Source organism: Mesorhizobium shonense (assembly GCF_040545255.1).
In the GTDB taxonomy this organism is placed as follows: domain Bacteria; phylum Pseudomonadota; class Alphaproteobacteria; order Rhizobiales; family Rhizobiaceae; genus Mesorhizobium; species Mesorhizobium shonense.
The window spans coordinates 209,508-227,402 of sequence record NZ_JBEPLM010000010.1 but is presented as its reverse complement, the minus strand read 5'-3'; the positions used below and the strand labels follow the sequence as shown (position 1 = coordinate 227,402).

The window sequence follows — 17,895 nt, the reverse complement described above, 5'->3', positions numbered from 1 at the left end:
GCTCGCGATCAGAGGAAGGCCGGCATCACCCGGTCGATGAACAGTTGCAGCGACTTCTTCTTGCGCTCGTGTGAAAGGCCGCTGTCGATCCAGATCGAGTACTGGTCGTAGCCGAGCGCCTCATAGGCCTTTAGCCGGGTAATCACCTCGTCGGCTTCGCCGATCACCAGGTTCTGGCGCATCTTGTCCGGCGCATATTGCGGCATGGCCGCGATCTCGTCGACGGTGAGCGGTTCCAATATGCCCTGGTGCACCGGCTTCTTGTTCTGGAACCAGGCGCCGAACTGGCAGTAGAAGTTCGACAGGTCCTTGCTGAGGCGGTCGGTGTCGGCCGCGTCCTCGGCAACGAATGTATGCATCAAAAGCATGATTTCCGGCCGTGCGATGTCTGGATGCGCATCGCAGGCGGTGTTGAAGCGCTGCATCAGGCTCGCCACCTCGTCGTCGCCGGAAGCCAGCGGCGTCACCTGCACCTTGCATTGGTTGGCGACGGCAAAGTCGTGCGAGTTCGGGTCGCGGGCGGCCACCCAGATCGGCGGATACGGCTTCTGCAGGGGCTTTGGCGAGGAGGTGGTGGAAGGAAACTGCCAGAACTCGCCGGAGAACTCGAAATCGCCGTCCCACAGGCCGCGGATCGCCGGGATGATCTCGCGCATGCGCTGGCCGGCGCCCCAGGCGTCGAGCCCCGGGAAGACGCGCTGGTATTCGTAGCTGTAGGCGCCGCGCGCGATGCCGATGTCGAGCCGGCCGCCGGTGATGACGTCGGCCATCGCCGCCTCGCCGGCAAGCTTGATCGGGTGCCAGAACGGCGCGATGATGGTTCCGGTGCCGAGACGGATGCGGGTCGTCTTGGCCGCCAGATAGGCGATGTTGATGAAGGGATTGGGCGAGATCGTGAATTCCATCCCATGATGCTCGCCGATCCAGGCGGTCTCGAAGCCAGCCTTTTCCGCCAAAAGGACCAGCTCTCCCAACTCGCTCAGCAGCTCCGAATGGGGCTTGGCGAGATCGGTGCGTTCCATATGCACGAAGAGCGAGAACTTCATCCCTGGTCACCTGTGATGAGCGAGGCAGCCCTGGCGAGTGGCCGCACCTCGCCTTCGACCTCGTTGCCGACATAGACGCCGAATGCGTCTTCGGTGCATTCGCGCATATAGCGGGCCAGCATCGAGCGGATCGCCGGGTCGGCGATCTTCAATCCATCGATCGCGTCGATGTCGATCAGCCGGATGCCGCGATCGCTGGACACCGGCACATCGAAGGTGCCGCGATAATAGACATGCGTGCGCGAGACGTCCCCCGCATCGTCCCAGACCGCGTAGAGGAAGCCGAGTTGGGCTTCGATGGCTTTTGCGGCAAACAAACCCTTGAGGCTTTTGCCGTCGCTTGCCGAGCCAAGGCCCCGGCCGCGCGGCAGTTCGAGAAAGCCGTCCGGTGTATCCAGAAACAGGATGCGGCCGCCGTTTTCGAGAATGGCGCCGACATCGGTGCCTGGCTGGGCGGCGGCCAGCGCCTCCTGGCTGAGGCCTGGCGTGACGTAGGCGCCGCGGCAATAGCCGAGCGGCTGTGCTGCGTTGTGCTGGAAATCGCGGACGTGGCCGATGAGGATCGAATGATCGCCCGCGTCGACCAGCCGCTCCGTGTCGCAGTCGAAGCACGCGACCGAGCCGTCCAAGATGGGGCTGCCGGTCTGTCCCGGGCGCCAGTCGACCGAGGCGAACTTGTCCGCCGCTTTTGAGGCGAAGATGCCGGAGGCCGCCTTCTGGCTTTCGTTCAAGATGTTGATAGCGAAGCTCTTTGCGGTCGCGAAGACCGGGTGCCCCAGCGCCTTGTGGGCGATGCAGACCAGCACCAGCGGCGGGTCGAGCGACACCGAGGTGAAGGAGTTGGCGGTGAACCCGCGCGGCTCGCCTTCCGGTCCGATCGTGGTGACGATGGTGACGCCGGTGAGGAAGGAGCCCAGCGCGCGGCGGAACTCGCCGCTGTCGAAGCTGGCGCCTGCATCCGCTCCGTTGCTCTGCGCGGCGACTTCGCCGTCCGTCAGGAAGTCGACGATGTGACGCGTGGTGAAATCGGGCGCCGCCACCGCCATCATGTGCCGTTCGCCGCCAAGCACGGTACAGCGGCCGTGCGGCGCCAGTCGCGCCATGGCGGCCGACATTGCCGGCGAGGAGTTCTTGTCTTCCGAGCCGGTGATGAACAGGGCCGGCATGGCCAGCGCCGGCAGGCGCTCGGCGTGATCGCTATCGGCGCGGGCGAAGAGGCGATAGGTGCGGGCATAGCCTTCGGGGTCGACCTCGCCCAGCGCCGCCGCCGTCTTTTCGGCTGCCGCCATGAGCTCCGCAGAAATCGGATCGCCGAACCAGCGCGCAATGGTCTGCGCGGCGCCTGCCGTGTCGCCGTGGCCGGTGAGGGCGGCGGCTCGCTCGCGAACGGCTTCGGCGAGGTCGGGCGGCCGGCGGAACACGGCGTTGAGCGAAACGATGCGGCTGACGCGCTCGGGCGCGAGCAGAGCGAGTTCCTGCGCGACCAGCGCGCCCATCGAGTGGCCGACGACGGATACGCTATTGAGGCCGAGATGGTCGAGCAGCCGGATCGCCTGCCTGGCATAGTCGGCCAGCTCCGGCACCTGCGGCGGCAGCGGCGAGCGGCCGTGACCGAGCATGTCGATGGCGATGACGTCCCAACGATCCGCCATGCGCTCGATCTGCGGCTGCCAGATCGCAGCGTTCATGCCGACGCCGTGAATGAAAAGCACCGGCGCGCCTGATCCGGCGCGGATGAAGCTGGTGCCGTCGGGCGCGGCGGCCCGGGTCCATTCAAGCGCGGCGTCAGCCATGCAGGTCGCCCACTTCCTTGAGATCCTGATAGCGGTCGCCGATGCGATGATGCGGGCGGCCGCCGATGGAAGCGCCAAGCGCCACGACCAGCTCGTCGGGGGCCGGGGCGTCGCTGATCTGGAAATGCACGGTCAGGTAATGCGAGCGCCGGCCTTCGTCGTTCTTGTCCATCAGCGGGATCATGATCGGCGTGTTCGGCCCGCCGCGCAGATTGGTGAAGGCGAGATAGGTCTTGGCGCCGACGGCGCGGCGATAATGGTTGCCGAAATGCAGCGTGTGGATCAGCGCCGAGGCGTGCTCGATCTCACCCGACGTGCCGCAGATGGCGGCCTTGCCGTAACCTTCGATCGCGTCGCCCGAGCCGGCGACTGCAATGATCTCGCGGGTCAGCATTTCTCCGAGCACCGGCGCACAGGCGCGGATCTCGGGCGAGAGGTCCTCGGTGAAGCCGCGGCCTGCCCAGGGGTTCGTCAGCACGGCGGCGACGCCGATCAGGCGCAGCGGCCTGGGTGCCGCCTTGCCGCCTTCGATCAGCGTGTTTTCGGTATAGGTGACGATCTTGCGAATGGCCGGCTGCATGGAAACCTCTGTCGGGCGACGCTTGAAAAGGCGCCATTTCCCGCGTTGTCTTATGGTATACCATACTATGGAGCACCAAATACCTGTCAATCGGCCATGGAATCTGTTTTTGTGGCGAGGCAGGGAGCAAGCACATGCAGGACGACACGCTTCGCATCGATCGCAGCGCCAAGACCTTGAGAACATTGGCTCTCGAGCGCATGCGCGAGGCCATCATGGATTTTCATTTCCAGCCCGGCGAAAGGCTGATCGAGCGGCCGCTTTGCGACCAGCTCGGCGTCAGCCGTTCGGTTGTGCGCGAGGTTTTGCGGCAGCTGGAAGCTGAAGGTCTCGTGCAGATGATCCCCGGGCACGGGCCGGCGGTGGCACGGCCGGACCTCGGCCGCACCGACGAGATCTATGAGCTCAGGGCCCTGCTCGAGGGGATCGCGGCGCGCGCCTGCGCCTTGTCGGCGACTGACGGGCAATTGGCTGTCCTCGAACGTGTGCTCGAGGCCCTTTTTGAGGCTTGGGCATCCGGCAAGCCGCCGGCGGTGATGCGGGCGACGACCGGATTTTATGAGGCGCTGTTCGAGGCGGCGGACAAGCGCGTCGCCTGGGAGATCGTGAGCGGACTGAATGTGCGTATCAACCAGCTACGCTCGATGACGATCGCTTCAGTGAACCGGCGCGAGCCGGCGATCGCCGAGATGAACGAGATCATGAATGCGATCAGGGCGCGCAAGCCGGAGGAGGCGGAAGCCGCGGCGCGGCGGCATGTCGAATCCGCCTGGAAGATCGCCCGCACGGCGCTGCAGCCGTCGCCGGCGTGACCGAGGGCGGCCAGCTTGCTCTCTACGCTCCCGTCGACATCGCCGACCGCAGCCACGTCGTGATGGCGTCGAAGTCGATCGGCTGCGTCGTGTCGACGTCGAGAGGTGAGCCGCGCAGCAGCGGTTCGGCGCGTCTGGCCAGTTCGATCAGCTCGGGGATGTTAGCGGCGCCGGGGCGGCCGGCAGGCCGATGGGAGGGTCGGGATCTATAGCGTTCGCGAAGACGGAGGTCACGGCAGGTTCGAATCCTGTCGGGTTCGTCAAAGCCATACCAGAGTGCGATATTGCCATCTTGGCGCTAAGCATCGAACAGCGTGAACGACTCGACCTCAGGGTCCTTGTCGAGAAGGGCGCGAAACCGGACAAAATCGCCGCGTCGTGTGCGCCAGGCGACATAGGCGTGCTGCTGTTCGATCGAGTCCCAGCCTTGAACCAATAGTAAGGCGTTCGCGGTTGAGGTGCCTTGATAGGAATGGCTGTAGCGGCAACCCGGCGCGAGCCGCGTCACGGGGATCACGCTCAACAAATGGCGCTTGAACGCGTCCGCGTCCTTTGCGCTAAGCCGCATGGTGATAAACATCGGCCTTGCGTCGGTGGGAGTTGCAAAGGCCGGCGGCCTGTCACTCGCCGATGTGACGGCCTGCAGCACGAGCTCGGCCACCTTCGCAGATGACATCGGATTCTGACCGGTGATAAGGTTGCCGTCTTGCACCGCGAATGGTCGGAAGTTGGACGTCTTCTCAAAACGTGCGCCCAGTTCGCGCAAGCGCGTCTCGAGCAGGAAGGGCACGATCTCCGTCAAACCTTCCGCCTCCTCCTCTGCGTCCGTGAACCCGCTGACGCGCCTGTCGCGCACGATGGGGCTGCCGTCCGCGCGCTTGGCAGATATGAGGCCCGCCGCACCGTGACACACCGCGGCGACCACGCGCCCCTCGTCGAACGCTTGGCCTAGGGCGTTGGCGAGCGCCGCATTGCCTGGAAGATCCCACATCGCAGCGTGGCCTCCCGGCAGGAAGATCGCGTCATAATCCGAGGCGCGTACCTTATCGATGGAGGGTGTCGACCTCACGCAGGCCATCGCATGATCGTCGGAAAGGAACCGCTGCACCGGCGGAGGATTGTTGCCATCAGCTTTGATGCTCCTCGCGTCGAAGGGCACCTCACCGCCCTTTATCGATGCCACGATGATGTCGGCGCCGCTATCGAGCAGGGCATAATAGGGCGTTGCCAGCTCTTCGAGCCACAAACCCGTCTGACGACCGGTGCCGCCGAGCTGGTCGTGCGACGTGGTGACGATGAGTATCTTGGGCATCGGAGGTCTCCATAACAAACCGCTGATGCTGCTCATATGGCTTGGCCTCACATCTGAAAAATCATATTGTTGAGCCGAATTGATAAAAATAATTATGAATCAGCTCAACCAACTGCGAACCTTCCTCGCCGTTTACCGTGTCGGCTCGGTAACGAAGGCCGCGGTCCAACTCGCTCTCACGCAGCCTGCCGCGTCCGGGCACATCAAAGCGCTGGAAACTCATCTCAAGCGCAAGCTTTTCCGGCGAGTTGGACGCGGCATAGCGCCGACAGCCGCCGCGGAATCGCTTGCCCGTGCCGTTGCGCCGCATCTCGACGGCATCGAGGCAGCCTTGGCCGCGGCAGCAATGCGCCACGATAGTCTTGTCGGTACGGTGCGCTTGGGCGGTCCCATAGAATTCATGACCGAGAAGGTGCTCCCGGCGCTGAGCGGGTTCCCGGACATGGGCATTCGGATCGAATTGCGGTTCGGTGTGGCGCGCGACCTAATCGAGGGTGTCCAAAGCAGCGAACTGGACATGGCGATTGCCACCGTCCGCATTCCGCGCAAGATGATCGGATATGATCCGGTGTTCCGCGAAACCTTTGTGCTCGTCGGGGCGCCGAGGTGGGCGGCGTTGATGCCGCCGGCGATGGTGTCGCGCACCGGAGCAGCGGCGGTCACCGGCTTGCCTTGGCTCAGTTACGGGCCTGATCTGCCGATCGTGCGGCGCTATTTCCGCCAGGTCTTCCGCGCTGAACCGCCGCCCGAGGCCGTCCAAGTTATCCCCGACCTGCGCGCGTTGACCGATGCCTGTGTTGCCGGAGCCGGCATCACCGTGCTGCCGAAGTATCTATGCGCATCATATCTCGCAACAGGTTCCCTGGTGGTGATGCACGACCCTTCTGACCCGCCGAGCAACGACATTCTTCTCGCCTGGAATCGGCTGGGGCTGCGGCAGCCGCTGAACGCATTCGTGCGGGAGCGGCTGCTACAAGCGGCAAGAAGTTGGTAGTCGTCGCAGAAAAATTGCGCTCAATAATACTCCTACCCCTCCATCGCCGACCGCAGCCACGCCGTGATGGCGTCGAAGTCGACCGGCTGCGTCGTATCGACGTCGAAAAGCGGTCCGCGCCGCAGCGGCTCGGCGCGCTTGGCCAGTTCGATCAGCTCGGGGATGTAAGCCGCGCCCGGATGGCCGGCGGGCCTCTGGTCAAGCCGGGCGCGGTAGCGCTCGGCAAGGACCTCGCCGGGCGCGTGGCACCAGATTTCGGCGGTCCGCTCGACGCCGGCTTTGCGCAGATGGTCCTCGAGAACGTCTCGTGGCTGGAAACCGAACCAGGCATCGACGACGAAAGTGACGCCCGCCGGAGCTTCGCCGACAACGGACCAGATCGCCTGGTAGCTGGCGCGGCCAAGCGTCCGGTTGAACTCGCGGTCGGCGCCGCCGAGTATTTCGAGGAACGGGTTCTTGACCGTGTCGAGCGCCAGCAGCGGCCAGCCCATGCGGTCGGCGATGCCGCGCGAGACGGTGCCCTTGCCGCTTGCCGGGATGCCGTTGACGAGCACGGCGCGCCTCGGCGATGGCGTGCCTGCCTTCGCTTTGAGCGCCTGCAGGCCGGCGCCGATCACGCCGGCGTCGTCGCCGAGCTTAGCCGGTTCCACCTTGCATTGATACCAGGGCGCCAGCGCCGGCGCATATGCGAGCGCCCGGTGCGCCGCCCGGCCCAGGCCGCCGCCGAGCAGAACGAGGTCGGGGTCGAACATGGCGACAACCGAATCGATTGCCGCCCGCAACGGCTTGGCCCAGGCTTCCAGTATGCCGCGCGTCGTGCCGTCGCCGGCCGCGTCGCGGGCAAAGAGCTGATCGACGGAGATGCCCGGCCCCAGGCCTGCGCGTGCGATGTGGCGGCCGAGCGCCGTGCCCGAACTGGTGGTCTCGACGCAGCCGCGCCGGCCGCAGGCGCAGATCTCGCCGTTGGCGTCGACGCTGATGTGGCCGAGCTGGCCGGCGGTTGCGCGCCCGCGCATGATCTGACGGTTCTGTGCAACGGCGCCGCCGATGCCGGTGCCGATGGTGAACATGACGATATTGTCGTGCCCCGCGGCCGCCCCCAGCGCCATCTCGGCGACCAGCGCCATGTTGCAGTCGTTGTCGAGCACGACGGGCTTGCCGGCCATGCTCTCCAGACGCTGTTGCAGGGCGACCGAGGCAAGGTCGACGTAACCGCCTGACAACACCGCGCCGCGCCTTGCATCGACGCGGCCGGGAACGCCGACGCCGATGGCCGCCACCTCGGGCGTGTCGAGCAGGCGCACCATGTCGGCGATGCGGCCGAGCACCAGTTCCGGATCGGGCGCGCTTTGCTCGGCGACGCGCTTGAGGATTTCACCCGCGCCCGAGATGCGGGCGGCACGCAGATTGGTGCCGCCTATATCGATCCCGATGGCCATCGACCTTTGTGGCATGATGTTCCGCACTTGTCCGGCGCCGGCCTGCGATTGAGGTCAGGCCCGCATCACCTGAATCACAATGCCCTAGAGCCGGATGATTTCAGGTCGAACCGACCTGAAGTCTGAATCCGGCTCTAAATCAAAGAAATAGAGCATGATGTCGCCCGAAAACCGCTTCACACTTTTCGGCATCATGCTCTAGGCGGCCTTTTGCCGGTAGCGCCCGATCACCGCCTGGATCTCGCGCAGTCGCGGCACGGCGATGGTCTTCAGCCTTTCGCGCTGGATGTCACGGTCGAGCGAGATGCAGTCCTTCCACAGCGAACGGCCGGCGATGACGCCGGACGCGCCGTTCTGCATAGCGATCTCGACCTGGCCGAGGAAGGTCGCATGATTGACGCCGGCCGACAGCACCGCCCACGGCACCTCGCCCGCCATCCTGGTGATGTTGGCGCAGGCCTCGGCCGTGCCGGGATAAGGAAGCTTCAGCACCTTGGCGCCGCACTCCAGCGAAATCCTCGTGCCTTCCTCGACGAGCCAGGGCGTCCTGGCCGCATAATCCTCGGGGCTTTCGCCTTCGAGCTGATAGGTCAGGAACTCGACCACGAGCAGCAGGTCCTCTTTGCCGAAATCGGCGATGCACTGGCGCAGGATAGCGATGTTATGCTCGTTGGCCGCCGGCCTGTCGGCCCTGAGGTAGACCATGATCTTGCCGCCGGTGCCGCCCAGCTCGCGCACGCGCCGCGCGTCGATGCCGGGAACCAGGCGCGACAGGCGGTAACCCTCGGGCGAGACATCGAAGCCGGAGGCGTCGAGACCGATGAGCAGGGCGGTGTCGCGGCTCAGCACGCCCTTGTCGACCACACGCGGCACGGCGCAAAGCGGGTCGAGCAACACGCAGGACGCGGCGCTGGCGAGGTAGCGCGTGATGTCCGTCTTGGTGTCGCCGAGCATGTCGTTGGTGATCTTGGCCTGTTCGGCCGGATCCGACGCCAGCAAGGTGCGCATGCCGCCGCGCTGGTCGCATGCGATAGCCATCATGGCCCCGTCCGGTCCGCAGATTTGCTGGTAGCCGCGCAACTCCGCGGTGGTCATCTTCGCCATGGTCTTTTCGTCCGATGTTGGGCGCGCCCTCGCCGAGAGCGCGGATCAGGGATGCTCAGTTTCACCCGCCGCAGGGCGATTTTTGCGCCTTTGATGGTGCCGTCGGCTGCTGCAGAAGGCGGCCTCGCCGGAGCAGTGACCTCAAGTTGCGGCTTCGCCGGATTTGCGCGATAACTCCCGTCGGCGTATGTGTGTGTAACACGTTGCTGAAAGGAATTGCAAGCTGCCTGTCTCTCCGATCCAGGATGCGACCACATCGCGCACGATGCTGCACACGGTCGCCAAGCTGCATTACGAAGCGGAGATGTCGCAGGTCGATATCGCGCGGCAGCTCGGCGTGTCGACGGCGACGATCTCGCGCCTGCTGCAGCGCGCGCGGGCCGAAGGGATCGTGAGGATCGAGGTTATCGATCTGGTGACGCCGGAGGACGTCACCCGACAGCTGATCGACCGGCTGGGGCTTCGCGACGCCGCAGTGATCGAGACGCCGTCGGCCGGCGCGCTGACGGCGCTCTCCGCTCCGCTCGGCGGCCTGCTCAAACAGGCGCAACTGGCGGCCGGCTCCGTGGTGGCCATCGGCTGGGGACGCGCCGTACGCGAGGTGATCCGGGCCGGTCTGCCGCGCATTCCGGGCGTTCTCACCGTTGCCGCCACCGGCGGCATGCAGCAGCACGCCCCGCATTTCCAGATCAACGAGTTCGTGCGGCTTGCAGCCGAAGAGTTCGGCGGCACGCCGCACTTCATCCATGCGCCCTATCTGCCGTCGAGCGAGTTGCGCGAGGTTTTCCTTGGCGATGCCGCGATCCGCGATGCCGTGGCACTCTGGGACCGGACCGACGTCGCGATCGTCGGCGTCGGCCTGCCGCATGCCATCAACGCGCCGGAGGCGAGCGCCGCGACGCCGAGCGAGCAGGCGCTGGTCCATGCGGCGGGCGATGTGCTTCGGCACTATTTCGATGCCGATGGCGTGCTGATCCCTTGGGAAGGAGAGAGCCGGATGATCGCGATGTCGCCGACACAGCTTCGCGCCGCGCCGCTGGCGATCGGCGTCGCAGCTTCGCCGGAGAAGGCAACCGCGATCATCGGCGCCGTCCGAGCCGGGCTCATCAATGCTCTTGTGACGGACACGAAGACGGCGCAGGCGGTCATCGACACCATGCCGCCTCGTTAAACCGCCAGCAGCCGGCCAGTGCAGGTCGCCGGCGCGAAATCAGTTGTGTCGCCGCAAGCTCGGAGCAATAGTCCGCCGGGGCCTCTTCGGAGCAGGCAGATGCTGTCCGGTGCGAAAAAGCTGTCGCTGCGGTCTCGGAAAAACCGAGTTGCAATTTATTTCTGCAAAGTGTTACAAGTCTGCGCACTCGGTGGATGAACTCCGAGCGGCGCAGTTCCTCGGGTCTGGCTGAGGCCGGCAAACGAGACTGCAGCTAATGGCCGGTCGGCTTCGACCGGTTCGCGTATCGACCGGAGGGCGCTTGGGAGGAAAGCTGCCCGCGACAGCAGACAGGCGTTCCCGGCCGTCGGCATCCTGGGCGGATCGATGGCCATTCCAGTCATTTGCAACGGCAAATCTGCCAACCACAAAGAGGAGGAGTTCATGAAGAAGATTGTTGCCGCGCTGGCGGCGCTCGCCGTCAGCGCCGGGGTGCTGATTGCGCCCGCGCAAGCGCAGGACAAGAAATACACCATCGCGCTCATTCCGGGCCTGACCACCGACGGTTTCTACATCACCATGCGCAAAGGCGCCCAGGCGGCGGCCGACGCGCTCGGCGTGAACCTGGTTTTCCAGGGTGCCCCGGAGTTCAATCCGGTCACCCAGGTGCCTGTGCTTGACGCGGTCATCGCCAAGAAGCCGGATGCGATCCTGATCGCGCCGACCGACAAGGTTCAGCTGGTCGAGCCGCTGCGCAAGGCCAATGACGCCGGCATTCCGGTCATCACCGTCGACACCTTCATCGGCACCGGGACCTACCAGACCGGCGCCGGCGACGCCGATTTCCCGCTGGCCTACATCGCTTCCGACAACGTGCTCGGCGGTGAAATCGCGGCACGGGCTTTGGCTACCGCCATCGGCGACAAGGGCAAGGTCTATGTCTCGAACGTCAAGCCCGGCATCTCGACCACCGACCAGCGGGAAGAGGGCTTCAAAAAGGAAATGGCCAAGCATCCCGGCATCACCGTGCTGGAGACCCAGTTCAACGACGACGACGCCAACAAGGCGGCCTCGCAATTGCAGGCGGTGTTCGCCCGCAATCCCGATCTCGTCGGCGTCTTCGGCGCCAACCTGTTCTCGGCGCTGGGCGCCGCCAACGGCGTCAAGCAGGCCGGGCAGACCGGCACCGTCAAGGTGGTCGCCTTCGATGCTCCGACCAGCATCGTCGACAACATCAACACCGGCCTGGTGGACGTGGCGATCGCCCAGCATCCGGCCGAGATCGGTTATTTCGGCGTCGTCTCGGCCTATGCGCACCTGACCGGCCATTCGATCCCGGTTTCGATCGGCACCGGCTTCACGATCATGGACAAGTCCAACATCGCGGATCCGAACATCTCGAAGTATCTATACTCCGAGTAACCAAACACGTTTGGTCTCCTCCCGGCCTGCCGGGAGGGGACCTGCGCCTGAAGCGAGCCGCGCCGCGGAGCATTCATGACCTCAACAACACCGGCCCAGCAGGCCGAAAAGCATATCGCCCCTCAGGCCGACCACAGCGAAGCGGCCAAGAGCTGGATCCGACGCATCGCCGAAGGGCGCGCATGGCTGTTCCTCGCCGCCTTGATCATCTGTTTCGAGGTCTGGTCAAGGGTCGTCTATGGCGCGACCTTCGTGCTCAATCCGTTCAACCTGCAATCGATTGCGATATTCGCCGTGGCGCCGCTGCTGCTCGCGACCGGGCAGACCTTCGTCATCATTTCGGGCGGCATCGACCTGTCGCTCGGCTTCATCATGGGGCTCGCCGCCGTCATCGCCGCGCATGCGACCAACATGGCCGGGGCCGCTATCCCGTTGCCGCTGGCGATGCTGGCCGGAATCCTTGCCGCCGTGATCGTCGCCGGCGTGCCCGGCGTCATCAACGGCCTCTTGATCTCGCGCCTCAGGGTACCACCTTTTATCGGCACGCTCGGCATGTTCGGCGTCGCGCGCGGTGCCGCTTACCTGCTTGCCGGGGGCACAACGGTGCCGGTGCAGAATTCCTGGTTCGCGCTGCTCGGCAACGGCAAGTTCTACAGCGTGCCCTACCTTGTCATCATCACCGCGATCTTCATCATCGTGATGCACTACATTCTGAGCCAGACGCGGTTCGGCCAGCACAATTACGCGATCGGCGCCAATGCGCAGGCCGCGCGCCGCGCCGGCATCGACATCAAGGATCACATCTTGCGCCTCTACGTGCTGTCGGCGATGTGCGCCGGCCTCGGCGGCGCGCTCTATGCCGCGCGCTTCACGGCGGGCGCCGCGCAGGCCGGCGAGCCGCTCTTGCTCGACAGTGTCGCCGCGGTGGTGATCGGCGGCGCCAGCCTGTTCGGCGGGTCCGGCACGATCTTAGGCACCGTGGCCGGCGCGCTGGTGATCGCGGTCATCCAGTACGGGCTGGTCTTCGTCAATGTCGAGCCGTTCTGGCAGTTCATCGCCGTCGGCGTCGTCATCATCATTTCCGTCCTCATCGACCAGGCGCAGCGCCGGTTCAGTGGAGCCCGTCAGGATGAATAGAAGCGTTGAGACCGCTCCCCTCCTCGAAGTCCGGAATCTGTCCAAGCATTTCGGCGCCGTGCGCGCGCTCAACGATTTCTCCATGGTCGTGCGGCCGGGCGAAGTCGTGGCGCTTGCCGGCGACAACGGCGCCGGCAAGACGACGCTGATCAAGGCGATATCCGGGGTCTATCAGCCGACCGGCGGCGAAATCCTGCTGAGAGGCCAGCCGGTGAGCTTCGCCACGCCGCAGGAGGCGCGCGAGAAAGGCATCGAGACGATCTACCAGGATCTCGCTTTGGCCGACAATCTGTCGATCGGCGCCAACATCTTTCTTGGCCGCGAGCCGATGCGCAAGGCATTCGGCTTCCTGCCGGTGCTCGACCGCAAGGCGATGGCCAGGGCGGCCAAGGAGACGATGAGCCGGCTCGATTTCCATGTCAGCCGGCTGGAGGCGCCGGTCAGCAATTTCTCCGGCGGCCAGCGTCAGGCCGTCGCCATCGGCCGCGCCGTCTACTGGGACGCGCAGATCCTGATCATGGACGAGCCTACCGCGGCGCTCGGCGTTCCGGAGCAGCGCAAGGTCATTTCGCTGATCCGTCAACTCAAGGCGCAAGGGCGCGGCGTGATCTTCATCTCGCACAATCTGCAGGACATCTTCGCCGTCTCCGACCGCATCGTCGTGCTGAGGCGAGGCGTCCAGGCGGGCGAGCGCAAGATCTCCGAGACCAATCACGACGAAGTCGTCAAGCTGATGGTCGGCGGCTAGGGCGTTTCACCGTTTCACGGAAACGGCGAACCGCTCTATCTCTTTGGTTTGACGCAATTCCGGACAGAAAACCGTTTCACACTTTTCCTGGAATTGCTCTAGGTCTTTTTGAGCATGATCTTGTCCGAAAACCGGTTCCCACTTTTTGCTACGCTGACCTTCGGTTTGGGATCATGCTTTAGCCGGCGTCGCGGTTGGTCAGCGCGATGTGGCAGCAGCCGGAGCCGTGGCCCGGCGTCCAGGTGACGTTGGCGAAACGCACGCCGGTCGCCTCGAACAGGCCGCGGTCGAAGGCGCCGGCGATGCGGCAGAGCGTGGCGAGCTTTTCCTCGCCGACCCCGGCCTCGACCCAGGCGTCCTTGAGCGGGCAGCGCTTCACCTTGAAGGCGATGTGGTCGGGCCCGCGATCGACGTCGGTCGGGTACATGCGGCCGCCATCCGGACTGACCGAAAGGAAGGCCTCGCCGATCGCCAGCGCATCATTAGGGCCGAAACCGGTAAAGGCAGCCGCGGCGACTTCCCGGCCGCGCTTTTCGATGGTGCGGATCATGACCGCCTCGGCCCTCTCGGCGCCAAGCTCAGCGGTCAGTTCATCCAGGAAGAGGCGATAGAGATCGGCCCGGTTGCGGAAAGCGGAATCGAGTTCGCGCGACAGGTTTTCGGCTCTGGCTGCGGGGTCGGTCATGATGCGTCCTGACTGGTTCTGCCAAGCTTCGGCGTTGCCGCCACCAGCGCCTTGCCGATCGCCGACTGTGGCGACGCGATCACCGTGCGAGCATCGCCGCTCTCGGCGACCCGGCCGGCATCGAGGATGACGACGCGATGCGCGACGGCGCGGATGACGCCGAGGTCATGGGAAATGAAAAGATAGGCAATCCGTTCCTGTCTTTGCAGATCGAGTAGCAATTCCAGGATTTGTCCGCGCACCGAAACGTCGAGCGCCGACACCGCCTCGTCGAGCACGACCAGGGATGGCCGCGTGGCGATGGCGCGGGCAATCGCGATGCGCTGGCGCTGGCCGCCGGAGATCTCGTGGATGGCGCGCGCGGTAAGGCCGGCATCGAGGCCGACGCGCTCCAGCAGCGCCGCGATGCGACGCGGGCGCTCGGCGCGCGGAGCGATGCCATGGACGCGCAGAGGGTCGTCCAGCACGCGCGCTACCGTGGCGCGCGGGTTGAAGGCGGCGAGCGGGTCCTGGAACACCATCTGAAGACGGGCGCGGCGGGCGCGCAATCGGGCGCCCGAAAGCGCAAGGAAGTCCGTGCCCTCGAAGTCGATGCGGCCGGAGTCCGGCTCGAGCAGCCGCGACACCAGACGGGCGATCGTCGACTTGCCGCTGCCGGACGGGCCAGCAAGCGCCAGCGTCTCGGCCGGCCCGATCTCGAAGGAAACGTCGTCGACAGCGGCGAAGGGTTTGCCGCCACGGCGATAGTGCTTGGCAAGGTTGGAAACGGCGAGGAGGCTCATGTCAACACGCCTTGCCGGTCGAGCAACGGTTCGGCGTCGAGACCGAGATGGGCATCGAGCAGTGCCCGGGTATAGGCATGGCGCGGCGCGTTGATGATTTGACGGGTTTCGCCGAGCTCGACCAGTTCGCCACTGCGCAGCACGGCGATGCGCTCGGCCAGCGTGGCCGCCAGCGCAATGTCGTGGCTGATGAAGATGAGCGTCATACCGTCCTCGGCGACCAGCCGGCGGATCAGGGCGACAATTTCGGCCTGGACGATGGTATCGAGCGCGCTGGTCGCCTCGTCGGCGATCAAAAGCTTGGGCGCGGCGGCGATGGCCGCGGCAATCGCTACGCGCTGTTTCTGGCCGCCGGAAAGCTGGTGCGGATAGGCATGTAGGACGGCTTCCGGGGCGGGGAGGCGGACGCGCTCGAGGAGGGTTTTGGCTTTGGCGTAGGCTTGCGACCAGGTCAGGCCGATGTGCGTGCGTGTGACTTCGGCGATCTGCTTGCCGATCGGCATGACCGGGTCGAGGCTGGAGGACGGGTCCTGGAAGACGAAGCCGATGTCGCGGCCGAGGAGGGGGATTTGGTTGCTATCAATCTTGGACAGGTCGCGTTCTGTCACGCCCCCCTCTGTCCTGCCGGACATCTCCCCCTCTAGGGGGGAGATTGCGCTCTCATTTCCGCCTTCGCCAAATGTTGACACTGCAGGAAGCGAGCCGGCGTTGACGCTGCCAATCTCCCCCCTTGCGGGGGAGATGTCCGGCAGGACAGAGGGGGGTGTGACGGAACGAGGCGTTTGAAATTGGCTTGCTTGCCAGTCAATCGTTCCGTCGATCCTCGCACTTCCCTGCAACAACCCCGCAATCGCCAGCGCTAGCGTGCTTTTCCCCGAGCCGCTTTCGCCGATGATCGCCAGGCGCTCGCCGGCTTCAACCTCAAGGCCGATGCCGTTCAGCGCCGCCACCGCAGCGCCGTCGCGGCGGTAGCGCACCGAAAGATCGCGGATCGTGAGCAGTGCCGTCACGACAGACTCCTGCGCACCGCGGTGCTTTCAACCACACCTTCGCCGGCGAGATAGACGCCGAGCACGGTCAGCACCAGCGCGATGCCGGGAACGATCGACAAATACGGCGCGGTGCGCAAGACAGCGCGGCCTTCGGCGATCATGCCGCCCCAGGTGACGCGGTTGGGATCGCCCAATCCGAGGAAGGAGAGCGCCGCTTCGGTGAGGATGGCCGCCGCGACGATCACCGACGAGAGCGCCAGCACCGGCGGCAGCGCATTGGGCAGCACCTCGCGAAAAGCGATCGCAATCGGATGCATGCCGATGACGCGGGCGCCGGCGACATAGTCGCGCTCGCGGATCGACAGGACTTCGGCGCGGGCCACGCGGGCCGGTCCGGTCCAGGCACCGAGCGCTATTGCCCAGACGACGACGCCGAGCGAGGGGCCGACGATGCTGACAAAAGCCAAGGCAAGAAGAAAGCTCGGCACGGTCTGGAAGGCGTCGGTGATGCGCATCAGCACCTCGTCGACGAGGCCTCCCGCGAAACCGGCCAGCGTGCCGACCGCCGCGCCGATCAGAAGCGCCGCGGCGGCTGCTGCCAGCCCGACCGCCAGCGACGTGCGGGCACCGTGGAACAGCTCGGCCAGCACGTCGCGGCCGAGCCGGTCGGTGCCGAGCGGCAGCGACCAGTCCTGGAACGGCGGCAGCAGCGCCGGGCCGGCGATCGCCTGCGGATCGCCCGGGAAAAGCAGCGGCGCCGCCAGCGCCATTGCGGCCAGCAAGGCAAGGATGACTGCGCCGGCAATCGCTTCCGGCGTGCTGAAGAAGCGGCGCAGGCGGTTCATGCGCCGGCCTCGCTGGCGCCGACGCGCGGATCGAGGAAGGCGTAGGCAAGGTCGACCAGGAGATTGATGGCGACAACGAGGACGGCGCTCACCAGGATGATGCCGAGCAGCAGCGGCGTGTCGCGCCCGGCGACGGCTTCCTGCGCCAGCCGGCCGAGGCCGGGGACGGCAAAGACGCTTTCGATGACGACGCTGCCGCCGAGCATCTGCGCCGATTGCAGGCCGAGCATGGTGACCAAGGGTAAGAGCGCGTTGCGGGCGACATGGGCAAGCACGATGCGGCGGCGCGGCAGGCCCCGGGCGCGGGCGGCGAGGACAAAGTCCTGCCGCCAGGCCTCGGCCATGCCGGCGCGCATCATGCGCAGATAGAGCGCGAGGTAGATGAAGCCGAGCGCCGACACCGGCAGCACGAGATGGGTGGCGATGTCGGCGGAGCGGGAAAACCCGGCCTTGCCGGAAGCGATGGTTTCGATGCCACCGATCGGCAGCCAGCGCAGGTCGACGGCGAAGACGACGATCAGCACAAGGCCGAGCCAGAATCCGGGCACGGCATAGAGTGCCAGCGAACCGATCGACAAGAAGCGATCGCGAAAACTGCCGGGCCTCGCGCCGGCAAAGATGCCGAGCGCCGAACCGAGGCCGAAGGAGAGGGCGGTGGCGCTGCCCATCAGGATGAGCGTGGTGGGCAGACGTTCGAGGATGATTTCGCGGATCGGCCGCGAGAAGGTGATCGACTGGCCGAGATCGAGATGCAGCAATGCCCAGAGGTAGTTTGCCAGCCGGGTCAGTTCGGATTGGTCGAGGCCCCAGCGGTGGCGCAGCAATTCGATCATGCCGGCATCGCCGCCGGTCGAGACGATATAGGCGTCGACCGCATCGCCCGGTGCCGCTTCGAGCAGCAGGAAGCTGCCGATGACGACGATCAGGAGGACGAAGATGCTGCCGACGAGACGGCGGCGCAGCAGGATGAGGGCGCGTGTCATGCGCGCCTCGAAGGGGTGACGACAAGCTGGCCAGGAATGCGCCCAGGCACCCCCCTCTGTCCTGCCGGACA

General features: G+C 65.6%; 17 protein-coding genes. 6 read left to right on the top strand and 11 right to left on the bottom strand.

The window, feature by feature from the left end:
- Window positions 1-8: 8 nt before the first annotated feature.
- The 3 genes from ABID26_RS24565 to ABID26_RS24555 are packed head-to-tail and all read right to left on the bottom strand — an operon-like array spanning window position 9 to window position 3,419.
- Complete coding sequence (locus ABID26_RS24565; RefSeq protein WP_292373303.1) at window positions 9-1,046, bottom strand: LLM class flavin-dependent oxidoreductase; 1,038 nt, start codon at window positions 1,044-1,046, stop codon at window positions 9-11.
- Window positions 1,043-2,839, bottom strand: a complete 1,797-nt coding sequence (locus ABID26_RS24560; RefSeq protein ID WP_292373304.1) for an alpha/beta fold hydrolase — start codon at window positions 2,837-2,839, stop codon at window positions 1,043-1,045. Before ABID26_RS24560 ends, ABID26_RS24565 begins: the two co-directional genes overlap by 4 nt.
- A complete protein-coding gene (locus ABID26_RS24555; protein WP_126097774.1) occupies window positions 2,832-3,419 on the bottom strand; it encodes an amino acid synthesis family protein in 588 nt (195 codons plus the stop codon). The genes ABID26_RS24560 and ABID26_RS24555 overlap by 8 nt, the downstream gene beginning before the upstream one ends.
- A 134-nt stretch (window positions 3,420-3,553) precedes the next feature.
- On the opposite strand from ABID26_RS24555, the gene ABID26_RS24550 reads away from it, so the two are divergent.
- Window positions 3,554-4,231, top strand: a complete 678-nt coding sequence (locus ABID26_RS24550) for a GntR family transcriptional regulator (RefSeq protein WP_354416872.1) — start codon at window positions 3,554-3,556, stop codon at window positions 4,229-4,231.
- A gap of 298 nt (window positions 4,232-4,529) precedes the next feature.
- On the opposite strand, the gene ABID26_RS24545 is transcribed toward ABID26_RS24550, so the two are convergent.
- Window positions 4,530-5,543 (bottom strand): DJ-1/PfpI family protein, encoded by a 1,014-nt coding sequence (locus ABID26_RS24545; protein WP_292373305.1) that lies wholly within the window; start codon window positions 5,541-5,543, stop codon window positions 4,530-4,532.
- 94 nt (window positions 5,544-5,637) lie between these two features.
- On the opposite strand from ABID26_RS24545, the gene ABID26_RS24540 reads away from it, so the two are divergent.
- On the top strand, window positions 5,638-6,537 hold the full coding sequence (locus tag ABID26_RS24540; protein WP_126097777.1) for a LysR family transcriptional regulator: 900 nt from the start codon (window positions 5,638-5,640) through the stop codon (window positions 6,535-6,537).
- A 32-nt stretch (window positions 6,538-6,569) separates the two neighbouring features.
- Here ABID26_RS24540 and ABID26_RS24535 read toward each other — a convergent pair whose 3' ends face one another.
- On the bottom strand, window positions 6,570-7,976 hold the full coding sequence (locus tag ABID26_RS24535) for an ROK family protein (RefSeq protein ID WP_435528607.1): 1,407 nt from the start codon (window positions 7,974-7,976) through the stop codon (window positions 6,570-6,572).
- Between the two features lie 198 nt (window positions 7,977-8,174).
- Window positions 8,175-9,080: a tagatose-bisphosphate aldolase gene (locus ABID26_RS24530; RefSeq protein WP_126097779.1), complete on the bottom strand. Its 906-nt coding sequence runs from the start codon at window positions 9,078-9,080 to the stop codon at window positions 8,175-8,177.
- A gap of 265 nt (window positions 9,081-9,345) precedes the next feature.
- Between ABID26_RS24530 and ABID26_RS24525 the strand changes: the two genes are divergently transcribed.
- The 4 genes from ABID26_RS24525 to ABID26_RS24510 all read left to right on the top strand — a co-directional run bounded on the left by ABID26_RS24525 (window position 9,346) and on the right by ABID26_RS24510 (window position 13,537).
- On the top strand, window positions 9,346-10,251 hold the full coding sequence (locus ABID26_RS24525; protein ID WP_292302603.1) for a sugar-binding transcriptional regulator: 906 nt from the start codon (window positions 9,346-9,348) through the stop codon (window positions 10,249-10,251).
- A 423-nt stretch (window positions 10,252-10,674) separates the two neighbouring features.
- Entirely contained in the window at window positions 10,675-11,652 is a 978-nt protein-coding gene (locus tag ABID26_RS24520; protein ID WP_292302602.1) for an ABC transporter substrate-binding protein, read from the top strand.
- Window positions 11,653-11,727: 75 nt separating this feature from the next.
- A complete protein-coding gene (locus ABID26_RS24515; protein WP_292373307.1) occupies window positions 11,728-12,789 on the top strand; it encodes an ABC transporter permease subunit in 1,062 nt (353 codons plus the stop codon).
- Window positions 12,782-13,537 carry an ATP-binding cassette domain-containing protein gene (locus ABID26_RS24510; protein WP_292302599.1) on the top strand — a complete coding sequence of 252 codons (756 nt, stop codon included), beginning with the start codon at window positions 12,782-12,784 and terminating at the stop codon, window positions 13,535-13,537. Before ABID26_RS24515 ends, ABID26_RS24510 begins: the two co-directional genes overlap by 8 nt.
- Before the next feature lie 178 nt (window positions 13,538-13,715).
- Here ABID26_RS24510 and ABID26_RS24505 read toward each other — a convergent pair whose 3' ends face one another.
- The 5 genes from ABID26_RS24505 to ABID26_RS24485 are packed head-to-tail and all read right to left on the bottom strand — an operon-like array spanning window position 13,716 to window position 17,824.
- On the bottom strand, window positions 13,716-14,222 hold the full coding sequence (locus ABID26_RS24505) for an L-2-amino-thiazoline-4-carboxylic acid hydrolase (RefSeq protein ID WP_126097784.1): 507 nt from the start codon (window positions 14,220-14,222) through the stop codon (window positions 13,716-13,718).
- A complete protein-coding gene (locus ABID26_RS24500; RefSeq protein WP_292345302.1) occupies window positions 14,219-15,004 on the bottom strand; it encodes an ATP-binding cassette domain-containing protein in 786 nt (261 codons plus the stop codon). Before ABID26_RS24500 ends, ABID26_RS24505 begins: the two co-directional genes overlap by 4 nt.
- Window positions 15,001-16,014, bottom strand: a complete 1,014-nt coding sequence (locus tag ABID26_RS24495; RefSeq protein ID WP_292345304.1) for an ABC transporter ATP-binding protein — start codon at window positions 16,012-16,014, stop codon at window positions 15,001-15,003. Before ABID26_RS24495 ends, ABID26_RS24500 begins: the two co-directional genes overlap by 4 nt.
- Window positions 16,011-16,841: an ABC transporter permease gene (locus ABID26_RS24490; protein ID WP_292305004.1), complete on the bottom strand. Its 831-nt coding sequence runs from the start codon at window positions 16,839-16,841 to the stop codon at window positions 16,011-16,013. Before ABID26_RS24490 ends, ABID26_RS24495 begins: the two co-directional genes overlap by 4 nt.
- Complete coding sequence (locus tag ABID26_RS24485; RefSeq protein WP_292345307.1) at window positions 16,838-17,824, bottom strand: ABC transporter permease; 987 nt, start codon at window positions 17,822-17,824, stop codon at window positions 16,838-16,840. Before ABID26_RS24485 ends, ABID26_RS24490 begins: the two co-directional genes overlap by 4 nt.
- Window positions 17,825-17,895: the final 71 nt, after the last annotated feature.

What these genes read in the sequence shown, in the direction of transcription:
- ABID26_RS24555 (WP_126097774.1), bottom strand. Translation starts at nt 3,419, where the DNA reads ATGCAGCCGGCCATTCGCAAGATCGTCACCTATACCGAAAACACGCTG.
- ABID26_RS24560 (WP_292373304.1), bottom strand. Translation starts at nt 2,839, where the DNA reads ATGGCTGACGCCGCGCTTGAATGGACCCGGGCCGCCGCGCCCGACGGC.
- ABID26_RS24525 (WP_292302603.1), top strand. Translation starts at nt 9,346, where the DNA reads ATGCTGCACACGGTCGCCAAGCTGCATTACGAAGCGGAGATGTCGCAG.
- ABID26_RS24500 (WP_292345302.1), bottom strand. Translation starts at nt 15,004, where the DNA reads ATGAGCCTCCTCGCCGTTTCCAACCTTGCCAAGCACTATCGCCGTGGC.
- ABID26_RS24530 (WP_126097779.1), bottom strand. Translation starts at nt 9,080, where the DNA reads ATGGCGAAGATGACCACCGCGGAGTTGCGCGGCTACCAGCAAATCTGC.
- ABID26_RS24535 (WP_435528607.1), bottom strand. Translation starts at nt 7,976, where the DNA reads ATGGCCATCGGGATCGATATAGGCGGCACCAATCTGCGTGCCGCCCGC.
- ABID26_RS24550 (WP_354416872.1), top strand. Translation starts at nt 3,554, where the DNA reads ATGCAGGACGACACGCTTCGCATCGATCGCAGCGCCAAGACCTTGAGA.
- ABID26_RS24505 (WP_126097784.1), bottom strand. Translation starts at nt 14,222, where the DNA reads ATGACCGACCCCGCAGCCAGAGCCGAAAACCTGTCGCGCGAACTCGAT.
- ABID26_RS24515 (WP_292373307.1), top strand. Translation starts at nt 11,728, where the DNA reads ATGACCTCAACAACACCGGCCCAGCAGGCCGAAAAGCATATCGCCCCT.
- ABID26_RS24485 (WP_292345307.1), bottom strand. Translation starts at nt 17,824, where the DNA reads ATGACACGCGCCCTCATCCTGCTGCGCCGCCGTCTCGTCGGCAGCATC.
- ABID26_RS24545 (WP_292373305.1), bottom strand. Translation starts at nt 5,543, where the DNA reads ATGCCCAAGATACTCATCGTCACCACGTCGCACGACCAGCTCGGCGGC.
- ABID26_RS24510 (WP_292302599.1), top strand. Translation starts at nt 12,782, where the DNA reads ATGAATAGAAGCGTTGAGACCGCTCCCCTCCTCGAAGTCCGGAATCTG.
- ABID26_RS24520 (WP_292302602.1), top strand. Translation starts at nt 10,675, where the DNA reads ATGAAGAAGATTGTTGCCGCGCTGGCGGCGCTCGCCGTCAGCGCCGGG.
- ABID26_RS24565 (WP_292373303.1), bottom strand. Translation starts at nt 1,046, where the DNA reads ATGAAGTTCTCGCTCTTCGTGCATATGGAACGCACCGATCTCGCCAAG.
- ABID26_RS24540 (WP_126097777.1), top strand. Translation starts at nt 5,638, where the DNA reads ATGAATCAGCTCAACCAACTGCGAACCTTCCTCGCCGTTTACCGTGTC.
- ABID26_RS24490 (WP_292305004.1), bottom strand. Translation starts at nt 16,841, where the DNA reads ATGAACCGCCTGCGCCGCTTCTTCAGCACGCCGGAAGCGATTGCCGGC.